The sequence below is a fragment of the Streptomyces sp. Tu 2975 genome (genome assembly GCF_009832925.1).
Classification (GTDB): Bacteria; Actinomycetota; Actinomycetes; order Streptomycetales; family Streptomycetaceae; genus Streptomyces.
Genome location: NZ_CP047140.1, coordinates 6,441,374 through 6,460,803 on the forward strand (window position 1 = coordinate 6,441,374; position 19,430 = coordinate 6,460,803).

Consider the following 19,430-nt stretch of genomic DNA (forward strand, 5'->3'; position numbering starts at 1 on the left):
GGCGGTGCTCCGGTATTCAAGGAGCTGCCGCCTGTGTCCCGTCCGGGGCATTTTTGACGTTCCGGTGCGGTTGGTCTGACGAAACAGACGTTACGCGGCTGTCTGCCAGACATCCGTGTGGTGCTACTTAGGAGGATCCATCAGCGCCGAGCCCCGCATCAACGACCGGATTCGCGTTCCCGAGGTGCGACTTGTCGGTCCCAGCGGCGAGCAGGTCGGGATTGTTCCGCTTGCCAAGGCCCTTGAGCTTGCTCAGGAGTACGACCTCGACCTCGTCGAGGTGGCGGCGAATGCCCGTCCGCCCGTCTGCAAGCTCATGGACTACGGGAAGTTCAAGTACGAGTCGGCCATGAAGGCCCGTGAGGCGCGCAAGAACCAGGCGCACACGGTCATCAAGGAAATGAAGCTCCGGCCGAAGATCGATCCGCACGACTACGACACCAAAAAGGGTCACGTCGTGCGGTTCCTCAAGCAGGGCGACAAGGTCAAGATCACGATCATGTTCCGTGGTCGTGAGCAGTCCCGCCCCGAACTTGGCTTCCGTCTGCTGCAGCGCCTCGCCGCGGACGTAGAGGATCTCGGCTTCATCGAGTCGAACCCGAAGCAGGACGGCCGGAACATGATCATGGTTCTCGGCCCCCACAAGAAGAAGACCGAGGCGATGGCCGAGGCGCGTGAGGCCCAGGCCGCACGCAAGGCGGAGCGCCAGGGCTCGCCGGAGGGCGAGGGCGTCGACGCCCCGACCGACACACCTTCCGAGGCGTGACCAAGGGGCTGCCCCTGTGGCAGCCCCGGGTCCTGCCCGGAAACCACAACCAAGATCTGACGCTCCCGTAGTCCGGTGCCCGCACCGGGGGAGCGCCACTGACGAGGAGATAACGGCGCGATGCCGAAGAACAAGACGCACAGCGGTGCCAAGAAGCGCTTCAAGATCACCGGCTCCGGCAAGGTGCTCCGTGAGCGCGCCGGCAAGCGCCACCTGCTCGAGCACAAGCCGTCCAAGCTGACGCGCCGCCTGACCGGCAACGCCGAGATGGCCCCGGGCGACTCGAAGACCATCAAGAAGCTTCTCGGCAAGTGACGTTCGTGTCCCTTCGCCGGGGACACGCGCCGAGACCGGGACCAATTCGTTTCCGGGCCGTGTGAGCACAACCACGGCCCCGCTACAAGGAGTTAACAAGTGGCACGCGTCAAGCGGGCAGTCAACGCCCACAAGAAGCGCCGGGCGATCCTCGAGCAGGCCAGCGGTTACCGCGGTCAGCGTTCGCGCCTGTACCGCAAGGCCAAGGAGCAGGTCACCCACTCCCTGGTCTACAACTACAACGACCGCAAGAAGCGCAAGGGCGACTTCCGTCAGCTGTGGATCCAGCGCATCAACGCCGCTGCCCGCCAGAACGGCATGACGTACAACCGCCTCATCCAGGGTCTGAAGGCCGCCAACATCGAGGTGGACCGCAAGATCCTGGCCGAGCTCGCCGTGAACGACGCGGGCGCGTTCGCCGCGCTCGTCGAGGTCGCGCAGAAGGCCCTGCCGAGCGACGTCAACGCCCCCAAGGCTGCCTGACACCCGCATCGAGCCGACCGGACCCGCAGGCCTCGGCCTGCGGGTCCGGTGCGTTTGCCCGCCCCCGTCGCACGTTCCGTCCGGGCGCGGTGGAGCGCCCTGCCGACCCCTTTTCGACCTTTCGCCCTGTCGACCTTTCGTACGCAGTCCCGTGAGAGAGAGCCGCCGAGCCGCATGCCGACCCCGAGCTGATCTCCCCCCGCTCCCCGCGCGTCACCGCCGCGCGGCGGCTCGCCAAGCGCAACTTCCGGGGCAAGGACCGTCTGTTCATCGCCGAGGGGCCGCAGGCCGTCCGGGAGGCGGTCGCCCACCGCGGGCCCGACGGCGAGGCGACCCTGGTGGAGCTGTTCACCACCGTCGAGGCCGCCGAGCGCTACGCCGACATCGTCGACGCCGCCCACGCCGCCGGAGCCCGCGTCCACCACGCCGCGGACACCGTGCTCGCCGAGGTGTCGCAGACCGTCACGCCGCAGGGACTCGTCGGCGTCTGCCGGTTCCTCGACTCGCCGTTCGAGGACATCCTGGCCGCCCGGCCCAAGCTCGTCGCCGTGCTCGCGAACGTACGCGACCCCGGGAACGCCGGCACCGTCCTGCGCTGCGCCGACGCGGCCGGAGCGGACGCGGTGATCCTCACCGACGCCTCCGTCGACCTGTACAACCCCAAATCGGTGCGGGCGTCGGTCGGCTCCCACTTCCACCTGCCGGTCGCCGTCGGCGTACCCGTCGAGCAGGCCGTCCAAGGGCTGCGCGACGCCGGCGTCCGCGTCCTCGCGGCGGACGGCGCCGGTGAGCAGGACCTCGACGGCGAACTCGACGCCGGCACCATGGGCGGCCCCACCGCATGGATCTTCGGCAACGAGGCCTGGGGCCTGCCGGAGGAGACCCGCGCCCTCGCCGACGCCGTCGTCCGCGTCCCGATCCACGGAAAGGCCGAGAGCCTGAACCTGGCGACCGCTGCCGCCGTATGTCTCTACGCGTCGGCGCGCGCCCAGCGCGCCGGGGCCAAGGGTGCCCCGGCAAGCTGACGGACCACTCGCTCAGGGGGTCGGCGACGTCACTTTCAGCTAGTAGGGTGACGCACTCGGGGGCCCACTGCGCCGGCGGAGAGGTGGGGTACGGGTACATGACGGTCACCAGCAGGCCGACACAGCCACAGGATTTCCACCTGGGCCCTTCCGGCTGCCCCGAGGCCCCCGGGATCGATCCCGACGACCTCCCGGACGGCCTCGTCGTGGCCGACGAGACGGGCCGGGTCGTCTGCTTCAACCGGGCCGCCGTCCGCATCACCGCCGTGGCACGGGCCGACGCGATCGGACGGCCACTGGAGCGGGTGCTCCCGCTGGAGGACCTCAAGGGGCGCCGCTGGTGGACCCTCACCGACCCCTACGGCGGACTCGCGACCCGCGTCGGCCAGCCCGAGCGGAACCTGCTGCTGCCCGGCGGCCGCGAGGTCCTCGTCTCCGCCCGCTACGTGCGCGACGTCCCCACCGGGCCGGTGCGCAGGCTCGTCGTCAGCCTCCGCGGCACGGAAGCCCGGCGCCGCAGCGAACGCAGCCACGCCGAACTGATCGCCACCGTCGCCCATGAGCTGCGCTCCCCGCTGACCTCCGTCAAAGGCTTCACGGCGACCCTCCTGGCCAAGTGGGAACGCTTCACCGACGACCAGAAGCGGCTGATGCTGGAGACCGTCGACGCCGACGCCAACCGCGTCACCCGCCTCATCGCGGAGCTCCTCGACATCTCCCGTATCGACTCCGGACGGCTCGAGGTGCGCCGCCAGCCCGTCGACCTCGCCGCCGCCGTGCGCCGCCACGTCGACGCGCACGTGGCCGCCGGCCAGACCCCGGACCGGTTCCGCGTCGACGTCACCGGGCCGCTGCCCGACCTGTGGGCCGACCCCGACAAGGTCGACCAGGTGCTCGGCAACCTGCTGGAAAACGCGGTGCGGCACGGCGAGGGAACTGTCACGATCGACATAGCACCCTCGCCGTCTGCCGGCGAGCAGAGCGGGAACGGCACCGCCGTCACCGTGAGCGACGAGGGGCCCGGCATTCCGGAGGAGTCGATGGCACGGGTCTTCACCCGCTTCTGGCGGGGGAGCAAGCGCGGTGGCACCGGCCTCGGGCTCTACATCGTGAAGGGCATCGTCGAGGCCCACGGCGGGACGATCACGGTCGGCCGTGGCCCCGGCGGTGGCGCCCGGTTCCGATTTATCCTGCCCGTCGGCACCCCGGCGCATCTCCAGTAGCGATCCTCCCGGATCGGCCGGCGAGAGCGTCCGAGCGGCCCGCGGGCTCATTCACCGTTCCACACCCCGTTAGACTCGACCTTTGGCACCTTTGCGTCCTCGGTCGTCCCTGGTCGACGTGCGGGGTCCCCAGCCAGCCCATCGGAAGTACGGGAAGAGATGTCCGCACCCAATAAGTCGTACGACCCTGTTGAGGTCGAGGCACTGAAACCGGAAGAGATCGAGCGCATGCGGGACGAGGCGCTCGCCGCCTTCGCCGCCGCAGACTCCCTCGAGGCGCTCGCCCACGCGAAGTCCGCGCACACCTCCGGCACCTCGCCGCTCTCCCTCGCCAACCGTGAGATCGGGGCCCTGCCGCCGCAGGCCAAGGCCGAGGCCGGCAAGCGCGTGGGCCAGGCCCGCGCCGCCGTCGGCCGCGCGCTCGCCACCCGCCAGGCGGAGCTCGAGGCCGAGCGCGACGCCCGGGTGCTCGTCGAGGAGGCCGTCGACGTCACGCTGCCGCACGACCGCGTCCCCGCCGGTGCCCGCCACCCCCTCACCACGCTCTCCGAGCGCATCGAGGACGTCTTCGTGGCCATGGGCTACGAGGTCGCTGAAGGCCCGCAGGTCGAGGCCGAGTGGTTCAACTTCGACGCGCTCAACATCGGCCCCGACCACCCGGCCCGCGGCGAGCACGACACCTTCTTCGTGCAGGACGCCGAGGGAGGCGCGGACTCCGGCGTCGTGCTGCGCACCCACACCTCGCCGGTGCAGATCCGCTCCCTGATCGACCGTGAGCCGCCGGTCTACGTGATCTGCCCCGGCCGCGTGTACCGCACCGACGAGCTGGACGCCACGCACACCCCCGTCTTCCACCAGGTCGAGCTGCTCGCCGTCGACGAGGGCCTGACCATGGCCGACCTCAAGGGCACCCTCGACCACATGGTCCAGGCACTGTTCGGCGAGGGCATGAAGACCCGGCTGCGGCCGAACTTCTTCCCCTTCACCGAGCCGTCCGCCGAGATGGACATGGTCTGCTACGTGTGCCGTGGCGAGTCCGTCGGCAACCCCGACCGGCCCTGCCGCACCTGCTCCAGCGAGGGCTGGATCGAGCTCGGCGGCTGCGGAATGGTCAACCCCAAGGTGCTCACGGCCTGCGGCGTCGACCCCGCCAGGTACAGCGGGTTCGCCTTCGGGTTCGGCATCGAGCGGATGCTGATGTTCCGCCACAACGTCGAAGACATGCGAGACATGGTCGAGGGCGACGTCCGGTTCACCCGGCCGTTCGGGATGGAGATCTGATGCGGGTCCCGCTTTCTTGGCTGCGGGAGTACGTCGACCTGCCGGCGACGGAGACCGGTCGTGACGTGCAGGCCAAGCTCATCGCCGCCGGGCTCGAGGTCGAGACCGTCGAGCAGCTCGGCGCCGGGCTCAAGGGCCCGCTCGTCGTCGGCCAGGTGCTGACCATCGAGGAACTGACGGAGTTCAAGAAGCCCATCCGCTTCTGCACCGTCGACGTCGGCCAGGCCAACGGCACCGGTGAGCCGCAGGAGATCGTCTGCGGCGCCCGTAACTTCTCCGTCGGCGACAAGGTCGTCGTGGTCCTCCCCGGCGCCGTGCTGCCCGGCGACTTCGCCATCGCCGCACGAAAGACGTACGGCCGGACGTCCCACGGCATGATCTGCTCCGGCGACGAGCTCGGCATGGGCGACGACGGCAGCGGCGGCATCATCGTGCTCCCGCCCGAGCACGAGGTCGGCACCGACGCGATCAAGCTCCTCGAGCTCGTCGACGAGGTCCTCGACATCGCCGTCACCCCCGACCGCGGCTACGCCCTGTCGATGCGCGGCGTCGCCCGTGAGACGGCCACCGCCTACGGCCTGCCGCTGCGCGACCCGGCGCTGCTCGACGTGCCCGGACCCAACTCGTACGGCTACGGCGTCGAGGTGGCCGACCCGGTCGGCTGCGACAGCTTCACCGCGCGCACCGTCGTCGGCCTCGAGCCGGAGGCCCGCTCCCCGATCTGGCTGCAGCGCCGGCTGCAGAAGGCCGGGATGCGCCCGATCTCGCTCGCCGTCGACATCACCAACTACGTGATGCTCGAGCTCGGCCAGCCGCTGCACGCCTACGACCGGTCCCGCCTCGACGGGCCGATCGGGGTGCGCCGCGCGGAGCCCGGCGAGAAGCTCACCACCCTCGACGGCACCACCCGCGTCCTCGATGCCGAGGACCTCGTCATCACCGACAACCGCGGGCCGATCGGTCTCGCGGGCGTCATGGGCGGCGCGAACACCGAGATCGCCGACGCGGCCCCCGACCCGGAGACCGGCCGGATCAACGGCACCACCGACGTCGTCATCGAGGCCGCGCACTTCGACCCGGTCGCCATCGCCCGCACCGCGCGGCGGCACAAGCTGTCCTCCGAGGCGTCCAAGCGCTTCGAGCGCGGTGTCGACCCGCAGGCCGCCGCCGCGGCCGCGCAGCGCACCGTCGACCTGCTGGTGCTCCTCGCCGGCGGCACGGCGGAGGGCGGCGTCACCCAGGTCGTCGCCCCCAGCGCCCCACGCACCGTCGCCATGCCGGCGGACCACCCCGACCGCGTCGCCGGCGTCACCTACGGCCGCGAGACCGTGGTGCGCCGCCTCCAGGAGGTCGGCTGCGACGTCTACGGGCAGGACGACCTCGTCGTCACCGTCCCCTCGTGGCGGCCCGACCTCGCCGAGCCGAACGACCTCGCCGAAGAGGTCATCCGGCTCGAGGGCTACGAGAACCTCCCCTCGACCCTGCCCACCCCGCCGTCCGGCCGCGGTCTCACCGCACGCCAGCGGCTGCACCGCCGGGTAGGCCGCGCGCTCGCCGGCGCCGGCTACGTCGAGGCGCCGAACTACCCCTTCATCGGCGAACCGGTTCTCGACCAGCTCGGCCTCGAGGCCGACGACGCCCGCCGCCGGGTCGTCAGGCTCGTCAACCCGCTCTCCGACGAGGAGCCGGCGCTGCGCACGACGCTCCTGCCCGGCCTCCTCGGCGCGCTGCGGCGCAACGACGGGCGCGGCAGCCACGACCTGGCGCTCTTCGAGACCGGCCTCGTCTTCCGTCCGACCGGCGAGGAGCGGCAGGCGGTGACGCCGCCGGTGGACCGCAGGCCCACCGACGAGGAGATCGCCTCGCTGAACGCGGCGCTGCCGCGTCAGCCGCGCCGTGTCGCCGTCGTCCTCGCGGGCGCCCGCGAGCAGGACGGCTGGTGGGGCAAAGGACGTCCGGCCGACTGGGCCGACGCGATCGAGGCCGGCCGCCTCGTCGCCCGCGAGGCGGGTGTCGAGCTGACGATCCGCGCCGACCGGCACGCGCCGTGGCACCCCGGTCGCTGCGCCGCGCTGTACGCGACGGTGGACGGCGAGGAGACCCTCGTCGGCCACGCGGGCGAACTGCACCCGCGCGTCGTCAAGGCACTGCACCTGCCGGACCGCACCTGCGCGATGGAGCTGGAGCTCGACGTGCTGGAGCAGGCGTCGGACGGTGTCGTCCAGGCACCGCGGATCTCCACCTTCCCGGTGGCCACGCAGGACGTCGCGCTCGTCGTCGCTGACGACGTGCCCACGGCCGACGTGGAATCGGCGCTGCGCGATGGCGCGGGCCAACTGCTGGAGTCCATCCGGCTGTTCGACGTCTTCACGGGCGAGCAGATCGGCGAGGGCCGCAAGTCGCTCGCGTACGCGCTGCGCTTCCGCGCGGCGGACCGCACGCTGACCGTCGACGAGGCGTCGGCCGCACGGGACGCGGCGGTGTCCCTGGCGACGGAACGCACGGGAGCGGTGTTGCGGGGCGCGTGAGCCGTGCCGCGTGTCGCGTACAGGGCCCGTCCGGAGCGATCCGGGCGGGCCCTTCCGCGTGGCGCCTGCGGCGGGCCTTCCGACTTCTCGCCCGGCCGGCCACCGGTTCCTTGGGCGGTCACGCGCCGTTTTACGTCGATCGCGTGGCCGCGACGCGGTGCGGGTGTCCAGTGGTGTCCTTAAGGCGCCGCGCCCGTAGAGGCGCAGCGGTGCCGGCACGACGGCTCCGGCCTCCGGCGGGCCGCGCCGGCAGGAGTGAGCGCACACCCGGCCGTGCAGCGCCTCGGACAGGGCGAGCAGCGGTGGGGGCCTGCGGAGACCGACGAGCGCGTCGTTTCAACTGGACTGTTCGTCGGGGCCGCTCCAGTCGAAGGGAAAGTGCTTGCTCGACTTCCCTGAGCGCTCCCAGGTGAAGCCGTAGGCATCGGCGCGGTCGGTGGTGGCCCGCCCCCAGGTCGCGACCTGGCCGGGACCGACCTCGGCGCCCGGTGGGTTGTGCACCTGCACGCGTGCGCCCTCCGGAGTGGTCGGCCCGGTCAGCGCCTCGGCACGTGCCGTGACCCGCCCTGGGATCTCCGCGCGCCAGGCGCCCAGGCCCTCGTCGATCTCGATCCGGATGGGAGCGAACTCCATGCCCCGCATCTCGGGGCCGAACATCTCACCGAACTCCGCGGGCCATCCGCCCGCCTCACCGCCGAAGATGCTCTGAAGGGCGGCGCGCTGCCGTTCGTCGGCGCGCTCGTCGAAGAACACCGCAGCGTACGCGTCGGTGTGCTGGCGGGCCCATGCGTTGCCGACGAAGGAGCCGAGCATCAGCACGTTGAGATCGTCCAGCCGCACGTCGCCGAAGGTGCCTTCCCGGATGTGCCAGGCCAGCACGCCCTCGCAGTCGCCGTACGTAGGGGGCTGGGCGAACGTGCAGGGGCACGGAATGGCGCACTTGCACACGTCGAACCAGTCGCCGGTCAGGTGCCAGCGCGTACCGGTGGTGGCCTGTTCTGTCATCTCCGCTTCCCTCCTGACGAGCCCGTACGAGCTCACTCGGAGTGGCGAGACCAGGTGTCCCGAGCCCACTCTCCGGATCGGGAAGCGGCCTCCCTTCCAGAGTGCGCCTTACCGACCCAGGAGGAAAAGGGCTACATCGGGGGCTCGGACATCCGGAGGCCGGGCAGCAGCCATTCCTGGAAGGGTGCGAGTGCGGCCAGGACCAAGAAGGCGATGCCGACCGCCCACGTGAGCCATGGGCCCCACCGCCACAGCTTCTCCAGGAAGACGACAGCCGCCAGGGCGGCCATGGCCGCCACGTTCATCACGCCGAGCGGGACGAGGACGATCATCAGGCCCCAGCAGCAGCCCACGCAGTAGAGCCCGTGATGCGCCCCCACGCGCAGATCACGGGCCCACGGCCGGAAGCGCGCGTACCGGACGAGGTGCGACAGCGGATTGCGGCAATGCAGCAGACAAACGCGCTTCAGCGGCCCGAACTGGTACAGCCCCGCGAGCAGGAACGCGGCGGCACCCAGCCAGCGACCTGCCTCGGGACTGCCGTCCACCAGCCTCGCGGTCGCCGCCAATGCCCCGTACGCGACGAGACCGAAGGCCGTCCAGGCGATCAGATAGCCCCCGGCGAACTGGGCGATCCGAGCAGCGCGGGCGGCGCCTGCCGACTGCCGGCCGATCGCCCGCGCCCAGGTGATCGCCACCGGCGCCATGGAGGGGAACATCATCGCGACCATCATGGTCACCCACAGCAGCAGGAAGAGCGGCAGCTCCAGACCCATGGTTCCCGGCTCCATGGCCATGTCGCGGGACCGGGCGACGGTGAGTACCCATGCCGATCCGGCGAGCAGGACCATGAGGATCCAGGCGGCAGCGAGATCACGCCGCGGCAGGAGGTTGCCCGACTGTGCCGGCGAGGGGCTTGCAATGCGGTTGTGCAGCATGGAAATCCTCCCAGGGGCCGTCCCGCCGCCCCGCTGCGACCGCCCGGCGCTTCACCACGGGCTCCCGACTGCCGCATCGACCGCTTTCGGCCGCGAGATGACGGACCCTGCCCGACTCCTCCAGCACAGCACAGAAACATGCGCCGGAGAAGCCGGGTCGGGTCCGGACCGCCTCCGCCCTGCCGCCCCCGCCCGCCCCGCCACGCGAAACGGCGCGGGCCGGAGGGGGAAGCCGGTCCGCGCCGTGCGAGGGGCGGGCCGGGAAGGGTCCGACGGACCGGCCTGGCCGCCCGCGGCCTGGCGCCGCCCGCCCTGCCGCGGAGTGTCGGGCAGATCAGCAGGACGGACGACGCAATCGGGGCCGCCGCACTGTACGAGGGGGAGCCGGCGGCCCGGCCGCCTCTATGAGAGGCAGTTCAGTCAACAGGCCCCGGCCGCACGCCGGGAGCGCACGCAAGGCGTGGAAAAGCGCACTTGTTTCACACCCCGTGCGAAACGGTCTCCACTACCCTGAGCGGACGCAAGTCACCGGAGGTGGCCGTGCAGGCGAACACCCTTCTCGACGCCCTGCTCGAAGAGGCGGGCTTCTCCCACGCGGGCCTCGCCGCCCGCGTCAATCGGGCAGGCTCGGCCAGGGGGTTGTCGCTGCGCTACGAACACACCGCGGTGGCACGGTGGTTGAAAGGTCAGCGCCCCCGCGGCCGGGTTCCCGATCTGATCTGCGAGGTGCTCGCGGAGCGGCTGCGGCGCGCGGTCACTCTCGACGACGTCGGGCTCGGCGTACCGGACGGGTCCGCCTCGCCCCGGAGTTCGTCGCTGTCCGGGTTCGTGGAGCGGGCCACCGCCCTGTGGCGCTTCGACGCCCAGCAGCGGCCACGGGACGCCGGTGCGCCCGCGGTCACCGGCACTCCCGCGGTGATGCCGGTGTGGGAGTGGGAGAACCCGCCGGAGGACTCGGACGTCTCACGCGACGGGCGTACCCGCGTCGACATGGCCGACGTCCAGATGCTCAGATCCGCCCGCGCACACTACGAGTTGATGTACCGGCGGGCCGGCGGCATCGCGACCCGCTCGCGCGTCGTCGGCTTCCTCCACGCGGAGGCGGCGCCGCTCCTGCGCGGCTCGTACAGCGACGCGCTCGGCCGCCAACTGCACCGCGCCGCCGGGGGCCTGGTGGCGGTGGCCGGCATCTGCGCCTACGACTCCGACGCGCAGGGCCCGGCCCAGCGCTACTTCCATCAGGCGCTGCGGCTGGCCAAGGCGAGCGGTGACCGGGGGCTCGGCGCCTATGTGATCGCGCTGCTGGTCAACCAGTCGCTGTTCATGTCGGAGCACCGGCAGGCGGTCGCCTTCGCGGAGGCGGCGCTGCGGACGGCGGGCCGCCAGATCACTCCGGCGCTGGCGGCCGACCTGTACGCGATGCAGGCCAAGGCGTACGCGCACTTGGGGGACGGTCCGGGCGCCCGGCGCTGTATCGGGCGTGCCGAGTCGGAGGCGGAGCGGATCCGTCCCGGCCACGAGCCGGACGAGACCGGTTACGTCCAGCCGGGCCTCGTCAACGTCCAGGTGGCGGAGGCACTGCTCGGTCTCGGTGAGCTGGCGGCGGCGCGGGAGCACGCGGCTGCCGCCGTCGGCACGCCGGCGCACGACCGTGGCCGGGTGCACCGGCTCGCCATGCTCAGTCAGATCGAGCTGCGTCAGGGTGAGGTGGACCGTGCGGCGCGGACGGCGGCGGAGATGGTGGAACGTGCCCGGGGGATGGAGTCGCAGCGGCTGAGGGACCGGATGCGGGCGGTGCGCGAGCATCTGGCGGCGAGCGGCTGTGCCGGTGCGGAGGAGGCCGCCGAACTCATCGATGGGGCGCTCCGCGTTCCCCTCTGACCGAGCTCCTGCTGCCATGTTGGCCATCTACTTGTCGGAAGGTGGCAGAAACGTGCAGTGGACAAACTTGAGCGAACAAACCGTGTACGAGAACCGGTGGTTCAGGGTCAACCTCGCGGATGTCGAGCTGCCCGACGGCCGGCACCTGGACCATTTCCTGGTCCGCCTCCGCCCGGTCGCCGTCGCGACCGTGGTCAACGAAGCCAACGAGGTGCTGATGCTGTGGCGGCACCGTTTCATCACCGACAGCTGGGGCTGGGAACTCGCCGCGGGCGTCGTCGAGGACGGCGAGGACGTGGCGGCAGCGGCGGCCAGGGAGATGGAGGAGGAGACCGGCTGGCGGCCCGGCACCCTCCAGCACCTGATGACCGTGGAGCCGTCCAACGGCCTCACCGACGCCCGCCATCACCTCTACTGGGCCGAGGACGCCGCCTACACGGGGTTCCCGGAGGACGACTTCGAGTCTTCGCGCCGCGAGTGGATACCGCTGAAGCTGGTGCCCGACATGATCGCCCGGGGCGAGGTCCCGGCCGCCGCGATGGCGGCCGGGCTGCTGATGCTGTACCACCTGCGGCTCGGCTGAGGCCGGGCCGGCTCGGCGGCGGGGCTCAGTAGGTGTAGAAGCCCGAGCCCGTCTTGCGGCCGAGCCGGCCCGCGTCCACCATCCGCTGGAGCAGCGGGGGAGCGGCGTACAGCGGCTCCTTGTACTCCGCGTACATGCTGTCGGCGACCGAGGCCACGGTGTCGAGGCCGATCAGGTCGGACAGCTTCAGCGGGCCCATGGGGTGGGCGCAGCCCATCTCCATGCCGTTGTCGATGTCCTCACGCGACGCGATGCCCGACTCGAACATCCGGATCGCCGAGAGGAGGTACGGGATGAGCAGCGCGTTGACCACGAAGCCCGAGCGGTCCTGGGCGCGGATCGGGTGCTTGTCCAGCACCTGCTGCACCACGGCCTCCGAGCGCTTGATGGTCTCCTCGGAGGTGGTCAGCGCCGGGATCAGCTCGACGAGCCGCTGCACCGGGGCCGGATTGAAGAAGTGGATGCCGATGACCTGGTCCGGACGCGAGGTCGCGACGGCCAGCTTCACCAGCGGGATCGAGGAGGTGTTGGAGGCGAGGATCGCGTCCTGCCGCGTCACCACCTGGTCCAGCACCTGGAAGATCTCCGTCTTGACCTGCTCGTTCTCCACCACGGCCTCGATGACGAGGTCGCGGTCGGCGAACTCCCCGAGGTCGGTCGTGAAGCTCAGCCTCTCCAGGGTGGTGTCCCGCTCCTCGTCCGTGATCTTGCCGCGTTCGGCGGCCTTGGACAGGGAGTTGAACAACCGGGTGCGACCGATCTCCAGGGCCTCGCCCGTGGTCTCGGCCACCTTCACCTCGAGGCCGCTGCGGGCGCACACCTCCGCGATGCCCGCGCCCATCTGGCCGCAACCCACCACTCCGACGCGTGCAATGTCGGCCATTGAGTCCGTCACCTCGTGCCTTTCGCTGATCTTTCGGCCGGCAGGTCCCCCGTATGGTTCCGGCGCCCGCCCGACGCCCCGACGTTACTCCGAACGCGTGGGTGGCCGAGCGCCCGGGGCGGGCATGCTCTGCGGATACGACGGCGGACTCCGAGCCCGACAGGGGTAGAAATATGGGGCGAATCGGTAGAAGAGGGTTCGTGGCGACGGCGGCTGGGGTGCTCGCCGCTTTCGCGACGGCGGGTGACGCGGCGGCCCGTGTCCCGTCCGAGGCGGCGTCCCGGGGGCGCGGGCGTGGCCGCCGGACCGGGCGCGAGTTCCGTGGGATGTGGCTCGCCACCGTGGGCAACCGCGACTGGCCCTCCCGGCCCGGCCTCACCGCCGACCGGCAGCGCGCGGAACTGCTCGCCTACTTCGACACCGCCGTGGAGCGCCGCCTGAACGCCGTGGTCCTCCAGGTGCGGCCCACGGCGGACGCGCTGTGGCCGTCGCCGCACGAGCCGTGGAGCCAGTGTCTGACCGGGGTCCAGGGCCAGGACCCGGGCTGGGACCCGCTCGGCACGGCCGTGCGGGAGGCCCACCGGCGGGGGCTGGAGCTGCATGCCTGGTTCAATCCATACCGGGTGGCCGGCCACACCGACCCGTCCCGTCTCGTCGAGACCCACCCGGCCCGGCTGCACCCGGACTGGGTCATCGCGTACGGCGGGAAGCTCTACTACGACCCGGGCATCCCGGAGGTCCGGCGCTTCGTCGAGGACGCGATGATGGACGCGGTGGTCCGGTACGACATCGACGCCGTCCACTTCGACGACTACTTCTACCCGTATCCGGTCCCCGACCAGGTCTTCGACGACGACGCGACCTTCGCCCGGTACGGCGACGGGTTCCCCGACAAGGCCGCCTGGCGGCGCGACAACATCAACCGGCTGGTGCTGGAGATGGCGGCCCGGATCAAGGCCGCCAAGAAGCACGTCCGCTTCGGGATCAGCCCCTTCGGCGTGTGGCGCAACGCCACCACGGACCCTTTGGGGTCCCGTACGGCGGCCGGGGTGCAGACATACGACGACCTGCACGCGGACACCCGCCGCTGGGTGAGGGAGGGCTGGATCGACTATGTCGTCCCCCAGGTCTACTGGAACATGGGCTTCCCGCCCGCGGACTACGAGGCGCTCGTGCCCTGGTGGGCGGAGGTCGCGAACGGCACCGGCGTCGACCTCTTCATCGGGGAGGCCCTGTACAAGGTGGGTATGGCGGGACAGCCGGAGGCCTGGCACGACCCGGCCGAGCTCTCGCGGCATCTGACGTACGCGAAGAGGTACCCGGCGGTCGGCGGTCACTGCTACTTCTCGGCGATGGAGGTCGTGGCGGACCCGATCGGGGCGATGACCAGGGTGGTGGCCGACCACTACCCGACCAGGGTCCGGCCGCCGGCCTGACGCACCGGGTGGCGTCAGGTCTTCTCGTGGTGCCTGACGACGGTGTCGGGTCCGGGGGACATCAGTGCTTCGTGCCCGTCCTCGAAGCGGACGCGGAACGGCGGATTGCCTTCGGACCCCAGCACCTCGACGACTTCGGCGACCTTGTCGTGCTGTCCCACGGTCCTGCCGTGCACCAGCAGCGTGTCGCCCACGTTCGCTTGCATCGCGACTGACCTCCTCGGAGCGGCTCGATCTATGGATTTGTCCGTTTTCTCGAGTCTACGGCCGGGGGAGTCCGCCGCGCCTGGTACGCCTCAGGTGCGCGAGCGCTGGGTGACCGCGATGCACACCAGCACGGCCACGGCGGCGAGCGGCGCCGCGGGGGAGAGCTCCTCACCGAGCAGCAGCACCGACCAGACGAGCGTCAGCAGCGGCTGGGCCAGCTGGAGCTGACTGGCCCTGGCGATCCCGATGCCGGCCATTCCGCGGTACCAGACGTACAGCCCGAAGAACGTGGATCCGGCGGCCACCCAGACCAGCCCGATCACTCCGCGCACACCGAGGTGTACCGGCTCGTACGCCAGGGCCACGGCGGAACCGGCGACCGCGACCGGCAGGCAGAGGATCAGGGCCCAGCCGATCACCTGCCAGCCCGGCATCTGCCGCGCGAGCCGGCCGCCCTCCGTGTAGCCCGCCGCGCAGACCAGCAGCGCGCCGAACAGATACAGGTCGCCGGTGTGCAGCGCACCGCCGCTCTGCTGCACCGTGAACGCGATCACGACCGCAGCGCCCGCGAGGGCCGCGGCCCAGAACGTACGGGACGGCCGGCGGCCCGTACGCAGGGCGGCGAACGCGGCGGTGGTCAGGGGCAGCAGGCCGACCACCACGGCGGCGTGCGAGGAGGTCGACGTCTGCAGCGCGAGCGTCGTCAGCAACGGGAATCCCACCACCACGCCGGCGGCGACCGTCGCCAGAGACGCCCAGTGGCGGCGGTCCGGCAGCGGGACGCGGAGGGCCAGCAGGAACGTGCCCGCGATGGTCGCGGCGAGAGCGCTGCGCACGGCCACCAGCGACCAGGGGCCGAAGCCCTCGAGCCCCCAGACCGTGGACGGGAACGTCAGGGAGAAGGCGACCACGCCCAGCGCGGCGAGAAGTGTGCCGTTGCTGACCGCTATCGAGGTGGAGTCGGTAGCGCTATCCTGTGCTGTCATGCAAGAGCGTAGCAGTGTGGCTGAACTGGCGCATTCCCTCAGAGCGGAGCTCGACCGCTACCCGACGGGTGGAAAACTGCCGTCGAGCCGGGCCCTCGTCGAGCGTTTCCGGGTGTCCCCGGTGACCGTCTCCCGCGCCCTCGCGCAACTCGCCGCGGAAGGCCTCGTCGTCACCCGGCCCGGCGCCGGCGCGTACCGGGCCGAACCGCGGCCCGACGTGCGTCCCGCGGGCGACACCTCCTGGCAGGAGGTGGCCCTCAGCGCCGACGCCGCGGCCGAGATCGTGCCACGCGCGGTCGACGCCTCCGGTGTGCTCGTCACGCTCGCCGCCCCGCCGCCGGGCGTTGTCGAGTTCAACGGGGGCTACCTGCACCCGGGCCTCCAGCCGGAGAGCGCCATGGCCGCCGCGCTGGCCCGGGCCGGCCGGCGTCCCGGAGCATGGGGACGCCCGCCCATCGACGGGCTCCCCGAACTCCGGGAATGGTTCGCCCGCGGTCTCGGCGGCTCCGTCACCGCCGCCGACGTACTGGTCACCGCGGGCGGCCAGTCCGCGCTGACCACCGCGTTGCGGGCGCTCGCACCGCCCGGCGCGCCCGTCCTCGTCGAGTCGCCCACTTATCCGGGCATGCTCGCCATCGCCCGCGCCGCCGGAGTCCGGCCCGTCCCCGTCCCGCTGGACACCGAAGGTGTCCGGCCCGAACTGCTCACCGCCGCCTTCCGTGCGACCGGCGCGCGGGTCTTCGTCTGCCAGCCGCTCTTCCAGAACCCGACCGGTGCGGTATCGGCACCCGCGCGGCGCAGCGCCGTCCTGCGTATCGCGCGGGAGGCCGGAGCCTTCGTCGTCGAGGACGACTTCGCCCGCCGGCTCGTGCATGAGGACGCGGGGCCGCTGCCGCCTCCGCTGGTCGCCGACGACCAGGACGGAGCCGTCGTCCATGTGAGCTCGCTCACCAAGGCGACCTCGCCCAGCCTGAGGGTGGGCATGCTCGCCGCCCGCGGCCCGGTCCTCGAACGGCTCCGCGCCATCCATGTCGTCGACAGCTTCTTCGTCCCCGCCCCCTCCAGGAAGCGGCCCTGGAACTGGTGGGCGCGCCCGCGTGGAGCAGGCATCTGCGCGGCGTGGCCGCCGAACTGAAAAGCCGACGGGACACCATGACCGCCGCACTGCGGCTCCAGGTGCCCGAACTGGCACTGCCTCACATCCCTTCCGGCGGCTACCACTTGTGGCTGCGGCTGCCGGAGGGCAGCGAGGAGTCCGCCTTCGTCGCCGCCGCCCTCCGCGCGGGCGTCGCCGTGGCGCCAGGCCGCCCCTACTTCTCCGCCGAACCCCCGGCGGACACGTCCGGGTGAGCTTCGCGGGCGTCGCAGGGCCGGCCGAGATCGCCGAGGGCGTGCGCAGACTGCGTACGGCGTGCGACGAAGTGCTGCGCTGAGGCCGTCGTACGGCCGGGACCGGCCCCCACTCGTGGGGGCACTCCTCTGCCGGCGTGCGAGTCCCTGCCCGAGGGCGGCCGTGCCGGCCGGGAGCCGGACGATCTTCACGGCCCGGCCGCCCGACACCCGCGGCGGCCCCCGGCGCTGACACGGGCGGCGGAAGCGGGGGGTGACCGGGGGACCGTCCGGCGCTCTCCCGCTGCGCCCGCCCTCGGGAAACCCTTGACCTGCGAGGCTCCGGCCAGCACCATCACGCCATGAGTGTCCGGGTCACACTGATCGCCGCCGCGCGCACGTCCTCGCTGCTCACCGAGCGCTTCGACGACGACCGGCCGCTCGACCAGGCGGGCTGGCACGAAGTGCAGGTCGCCGCCCACGCACTCGTGCCGCTCAGCGCCGCGGAGCTGCGCTACTGCTCGCCGACGCCGCGCAGCCGCGCGACCGGGGAGGCCCTGGGCTTCGCGCCGCTGGCACAGCCCGCGCTGCGCGACTGCGACATGGGCCGCTGGCGCGGCTACACCCTCGCGGAGGTCACCGCCAGGGAACCCGCCGCCGTCGACGTGTGGCTCTGCGACCCGCGCAGCGCACCGCACGGCGGGGAGCCGCTGCTCGCCTTCATCTCCCGCATAGGGGGCTGGCTGGACACCCGCCCGGCGGACGACGGAGGCTCGATCGTCGCCGTCGCGGAGCCCGCGGTCGTACGGGCCGCGTTCGTGTACGCGCTGCGGGCGCACCCCTCGATGTACTGGAACGTGGACGTCCGACCGCTGTCGACGGTGACCCTGACCGGTGTGCCCGGGCGCTGGAGCCTGCGCCTGGAGGCGGTCGCCTGAACGCGGGCGCGTCCGCCGGTGACGGGGCGCCGCGTTCCCCGCGGCTGCTGCGGCTGCTGCGGCTTCTCGGGTACTGCGGCTTCTGCGGTTTCGGTGGGGTGGCCGGCCGGTCGAGCACCAGGAAGCCGGCTCCTCAGGCCGCACTTCTCCACGGCGGCGCTCTGCGGCCATCGCTGGTCGCGGGGCGCGCTGGGAGCGGCTGTCGGGCCGGCCGTCGAGGTTCGGTGCGGGAGTGGGCGCGGAAGTGCTCCGGCGGTCCGGCGACTCCGGCCGGCCGGCTCGCTACGAGTTGCGGCGAGGCTTGCCGCGCCTGCCGGCCTTCGCGCCGGCGGAACCGCTCCGCGGCCGCTTCCCGGCAGCATTGCCCGCGGCCTTGCCCGCCGTCCGGCCGCCGGAGGACTTTCCGCCCGACGATCCGCCGGACGCCTTGCCGCCCGAGGTCTTGGCGCCGGTGGCCTTCCGCCGTGCGTCGCCCGCTTCGGGGCGCTTGCCCTTCGGCTGTTCCTGGGCCGGGCGTCCGCGTGAGCTGTTGACGGTCCGGCCACGGACGATGCCGATGAACTGCTCCACGAGATCGGTGGTCCCGTCCTGCGGCCAGGACAGGGCGACACCCGACACCGGGGCGTCGGAGACCGGCCGGTAGGTGAGGTCCTTACGGTGGTGCAGCCGGGCCAGCGACTGCGGCACGACGAGCACTCCCACTCCCGCCGCCACCAGTTCGACGGCGTCCGCCGTCGAGGCGGGACGCTCGACCGCGGGCATCCCCGGCCGCTGCTCCCATTCGAGGGTGTCGTCGAGAGGGTGCAGAACGATGTCGTCGGCGAGGTCCTCGGCGGTCACCTCGTCGACGGCGGCCACGGCGTGGTCCTTCGGGACGACCACCACGGTGGTCTCGGTGTAGAGGGGGATCGCGCTGAGATCGGTCCGGTCGATCGGTGACCGCACGAAACCGGCGTCGGCGTCACCGCTGCGCAGCATCCCGGGAGCATCGGCCGCGGAGACCGCGACAAGCGTCAGCGGGACGTCCGGGAGCCGCTCGTGCCAGATCCGTACCCACTTGGTCGGCGTCACGCCGGGGACGTACGCGAGCCGGAACGAAGGGGATGTGTCGGAGCCTGTCACCCCGCCAGGTTACCGGTCGTGGTCAGAGGCATCGAACACCTCTCGATACCCTTGACCCCATGACGTCGCACCAGACCACCCAGACGATGAAGCCCGCAACCGCGGCGAAGAAGCTGGGTGTGTACCTCCCGGCCACACCCACCGAGTTCCAGGAGGGTGTCGTCTCGCGCAGCGAGCTCAATGCTCTGCAGGCCGACCCGCCGCAGTGGCTGCTGGACCTGCGCCGCGACGGACCGCACCCCCGGCCGGTGGTCGCGGCGAAGCTCGGCGTCTCCATCGCCGGCCTCGCGCGCGGCGGAGTCACCGAGGCCCTCACCACGGAGCAGATCGACGAGCTGAAGCGGGAGTTCCCGGCCTGGCTCCGGCAGGAGCGCGCCACCCAGGCCGAGGTCCGCAAGGAAGCCGCCCGCATCAAGGAGAAGAACGCCGCCAGGGCCGAGCAGCCCGGCGAGCCGCGTTCCTGACCCGCACCGAGCGGCGCCGGTCGCCTACTGCCGCACC

18 protein-coding genes and 1 pseudogene are annotated in these 19,430 nt (G+C 71.9%); 13 read left to right on the forward strand and 6 right to left on the reverse strand.

The genetic code is table 11. The features are described from left to right. The first annotated feature begins 115 nt into the window (after window positions 1-115). From infC to pheT, 7 genes are all read left to right on the forward strand, one after another. Window positions 116-766 (forward strand): translation initiation factor IF-3, encoded by a 651-nt coding sequence (infC, locus tag GLX30_RS28650; protein ID WP_005319591.1) that lies wholly within the window; start codon window positions 116-118, stop codon window positions 764-766. A gap of 120 nt (window positions 767-886) precedes the next feature. Continuing rightward, window positions 887-1,081, forward strand: coding sequence for a 50S ribosomal protein L35 (gene rpmI / locus GLX30_RS28655; RefSeq protein ID WP_005319593.1), 195 nt, complete (start codon window positions 887-889; stop codon window positions 1,079-1,081). Between the two features lie 99 nt (window positions 1,082-1,180). Then, window positions 1,181-1,564: a 50S ribosomal protein L20 gene (rplT, locus tag GLX30_RS28660; protein ID WP_005319596.1), complete on the forward strand. Its 384-nt coding sequence runs from the start codon at window positions 1,181-1,183 to the stop codon at window positions 1,562-1,564. A 188-nt stretch (window positions 1,565-1,752) separates the two neighbouring features. After that, entirely contained in the window at window positions 1,753-2,589 is an 837-nt protein-coding gene (locus GLX30_RS28665; protein ID WP_159695302.1) for an RNA methyltransferase, read from the forward strand. Between the two features lie 98 nt (window positions 2,590-2,687). Continuing rightward, window positions 2,688-3,812, forward strand: coding sequence for an ATP-binding protein (locus GLX30_RS28670; protein WP_159693684.1), 1,125 nt, complete (start codon window positions 2,688-2,690; stop codon window positions 3,810-3,812). A gap of 159 nt (window positions 3,813-3,971) precedes the next feature. Next, a complete protein-coding gene (pheS, locus tag GLX30_RS28675) occupies window positions 3,972-5,093 on the forward strand; it encodes a phenylalanine--tRNA ligase subunit alpha (RefSeq protein ID WP_159693686.1) in 1,122 nt (373 codons plus the stop codon). Beyond that, entirely contained in the window at window positions 5,093-7,621 is a 2,529-nt protein-coding gene (pheT, locus tag GLX30_RS28680) for a phenylalanine--tRNA ligase subunit beta (RefSeq protein WP_159693688.1), read from the forward strand. Before pheS ends, pheT begins: the two co-directional genes overlap by 1 nt. A gap of 336 nt (window positions 7,622-7,957) precedes the next feature. On the opposite strand, the gene GLX30_RS28685 is transcribed toward pheT, so the two are convergent. Further along, complete coding sequence (locus GLX30_RS28685; RefSeq protein WP_159693690.1) at window positions 7,958-8,626, reverse strand: DUF1326 domain-containing protein; 669 nt, start codon at window positions 8,624-8,626, stop codon at window positions 7,958-7,960. A gap of 131 nt (window positions 8,627-8,757) precedes the next feature. Further along, window positions 8,758-9,564 (reverse strand): DUF2182 domain-containing protein, encoded by an 807-nt coding sequence (locus GLX30_RS28690; RefSeq protein ID WP_159693712.1) that lies wholly within the window; start codon window positions 9,562-9,564, stop codon window positions 8,758-8,760. Window positions 9,565-10,104: 540 nt separating this feature from the next. On the opposite strand from GLX30_RS28690, the gene GLX30_RS28695 reads away from it, so the two are divergent. Both GLX30_RS28695 and GLX30_RS28700 read left to right on the forward strand, forming a co-directional pair. After that, on the forward strand, window positions 10,105-11,445 hold the full coding sequence (locus GLX30_RS28695; protein WP_159693714.1) for a transcriptional regulator: 1,341 nt from the start codon (window positions 10,105-10,107) through the stop codon (window positions 11,443-11,445). 52 nt (window positions 11,446-11,497) lie between these two features. Then, window positions 11,498-12,028, forward strand: coding sequence for an NUDIX domain-containing protein (locus tag GLX30_RS28700; protein WP_159693716.1), 531 nt, complete (start codon window positions 11,498-11,500; stop codon window positions 12,026-12,028). A gap of 25 nt (window positions 12,029-12,053) precedes the next feature. Here the strand turns inward: GLX30_RS28700 and GLX30_RS28705 are convergent, their stop codons facing one another. Next, window positions 12,054-12,911, reverse strand: coding sequence for a 3-hydroxybutyryl-CoA dehydrogenase (locus tag GLX30_RS28705; protein WP_159693718.1), 858 nt, complete (start codon window positions 12,909-12,911; stop codon window positions 12,054-12,056). Between the two features lie 173 nt (window positions 12,912-13,084). On the opposite strand from GLX30_RS28705, the gene GLX30_RS28710 reads away from it, so the two are divergent. After that, window positions 13,085-14,347 (forward strand): family 10 glycosylhydrolase, encoded by a 1,263-nt coding sequence (locus tag GLX30_RS28710; RefSeq protein ID WP_159693720.1) that lies wholly within the window; start codon window positions 13,085-13,087, stop codon window positions 14,345-14,347. A 14-nt stretch (window positions 14,348-14,361) separates the two neighbouring features. On the opposite strand, the gene GLX30_RS28715 is transcribed toward GLX30_RS28710, so the two are convergent. Both GLX30_RS28715 and GLX30_RS28720 read right to left on the reverse strand, forming a co-directional pair. Continuing rightward, on the reverse strand, window positions 14,362-14,553 hold the full coding sequence (locus GLX30_RS28715; RefSeq protein ID WP_159693722.1) for a DUF1918 domain-containing protein: 192 nt from the start codon (window positions 14,551-14,553) through the stop codon (window positions 14,362-14,364). A gap of 90 nt (window positions 14,554-14,643) precedes the next feature. Next, entirely contained in the window at window positions 14,644-15,540 is an 897-nt protein-coding gene (locus tag GLX30_RS28720) for a DMT family transporter (protein ID WP_208545503.1), read from the reverse strand. Here GLX30_RS28720 and GLX30_RS28725 point away from each other — a divergent pair. Then, window positions 15,539-16,973: pseudogene (locus GLX30_RS28725) on the forward strand (PLP-dependent aminotransferase family protein). The gene GLX30_RS28720 and the pseudogene GLX30_RS28725 overlap by 2 nt on opposite strands. A gap of 258 nt (window positions 16,974-17,231) precedes the next feature. Next, a complete protein-coding gene (locus GLX30_RS28730; protein WP_159693724.1) occupies window positions 17,232-17,807 on the forward strand; it encodes a histidine phosphatase family protein in 576 nt (191 codons plus the stop codon). Window positions 17,808-18,089: 282 nt separating this feature from the next. On the opposite strand, the gene GLX30_RS28735 is transcribed toward GLX30_RS28730, so the two are convergent. Further along, the gene (locus GLX30_RS28735) at window positions 18,090-18,929 is read right to left on the reverse strand and encodes a LysR substrate-binding domain-containing protein (RefSeq protein ID WP_159693726.1); all 840 of its coding nucleotides are present in this window, start codon (window positions 18,927-18,929) and stop codon (window positions 18,090-18,092) included. Window positions 18,930-18,988: 59 nt separating this feature from the next. Here GLX30_RS28735 and GLX30_RS28740 point away from each other — a divergent pair, with 59 nt between their 5' ends. Next, entirely contained in the window at window positions 18,989-19,393 is a 405-nt protein-coding gene (locus GLX30_RS28740; protein ID WP_159693728.1) for a DUF5997 family protein, read from the forward strand. Window positions 19,394-19,430: the final 37 nt, after the last annotated feature.

Bases quoted from the DNA above. Each gene is read 5' to 3' on its own strand.
- GLX30_RS28710 (WP_159693720.1), top strand. From the start codon at position 13,085: ATGGGGCGAATCGGTAGAAGAGGGTTCGTGGCGACGGCGGCTGGGGTG.
- pheS (WP_159693686.1), top strand. From the start codon at position 3,972: ATGTCCGCACCCAATAAGTCGTACGACCCTGTTGAGGTCGAGGCACTG.
- GLX30_RS28730 (WP_159693724.1), top strand. From the start codon at position 17,232: ATGAGTGTCCGGGTCACACTGATCGCCGCCGCGCGCACGTCCTCGCTG.
- GLX30_RS28690 (WP_159693712.1), bottom strand. From the start codon at position 9,564: ATGCTGCACAACCGCATTGCAAGCCCCTCGCCGGCACAGTCGGGCAAC.
- GLX30_RS28720 (WP_208545503.1), bottom strand. From the start codon at position 15,540: ATGACAGCACAGGATAGCGCTACCGACTCCACCTCGATAGCGGTCAGC.
- rpmI (WP_005319593.1), top strand. From the start codon at position 887: ATGCCGAAGAACAAGACGCACAGCGGTGCCAAGAAGCGCTTCAAGATC.
- pheT (WP_159693688.1), top strand. From the start codon at position 5,093: ATGCGGGTCCCGCTTTCTTGGCTGCGGGAGTACGTCGACCTGCCGGCG.
- GLX30_RS28740 (WP_159693728.1), top strand. From the start codon at position 18,989: ATGACGTCGCACCAGACCACCCAGACGATGAAGCCCGCAACCGCGGCG.
- GLX30_RS28715 (WP_159693722.1), bottom strand. From the start codon at position 14,553: ATGCAAGCGAACGTGGGCGACACGCTGCTGGTGCACGGCAGGACCGTG.
- GLX30_RS28685 (WP_159693690.1), bottom strand. From the start codon at position 8,626: ATGACAGAACAGGCCACCACCGGTACGCGCTGGCACCTGACCGGCGAC.
- GLX30_RS28705 (WP_159693718.1), bottom strand. From the start codon at position 12,911: ATGGCCGACATTGCACGCGTCGGAGTGGTGGGTTGCGGCCAGATGGGC.
- GLX30_RS28670 (WP_159693684.1), top strand. From the start codon at position 2,688: ATGACGGTCACCAGCAGGCCGACACAGCCACAGGATTTCCACCTGGGC.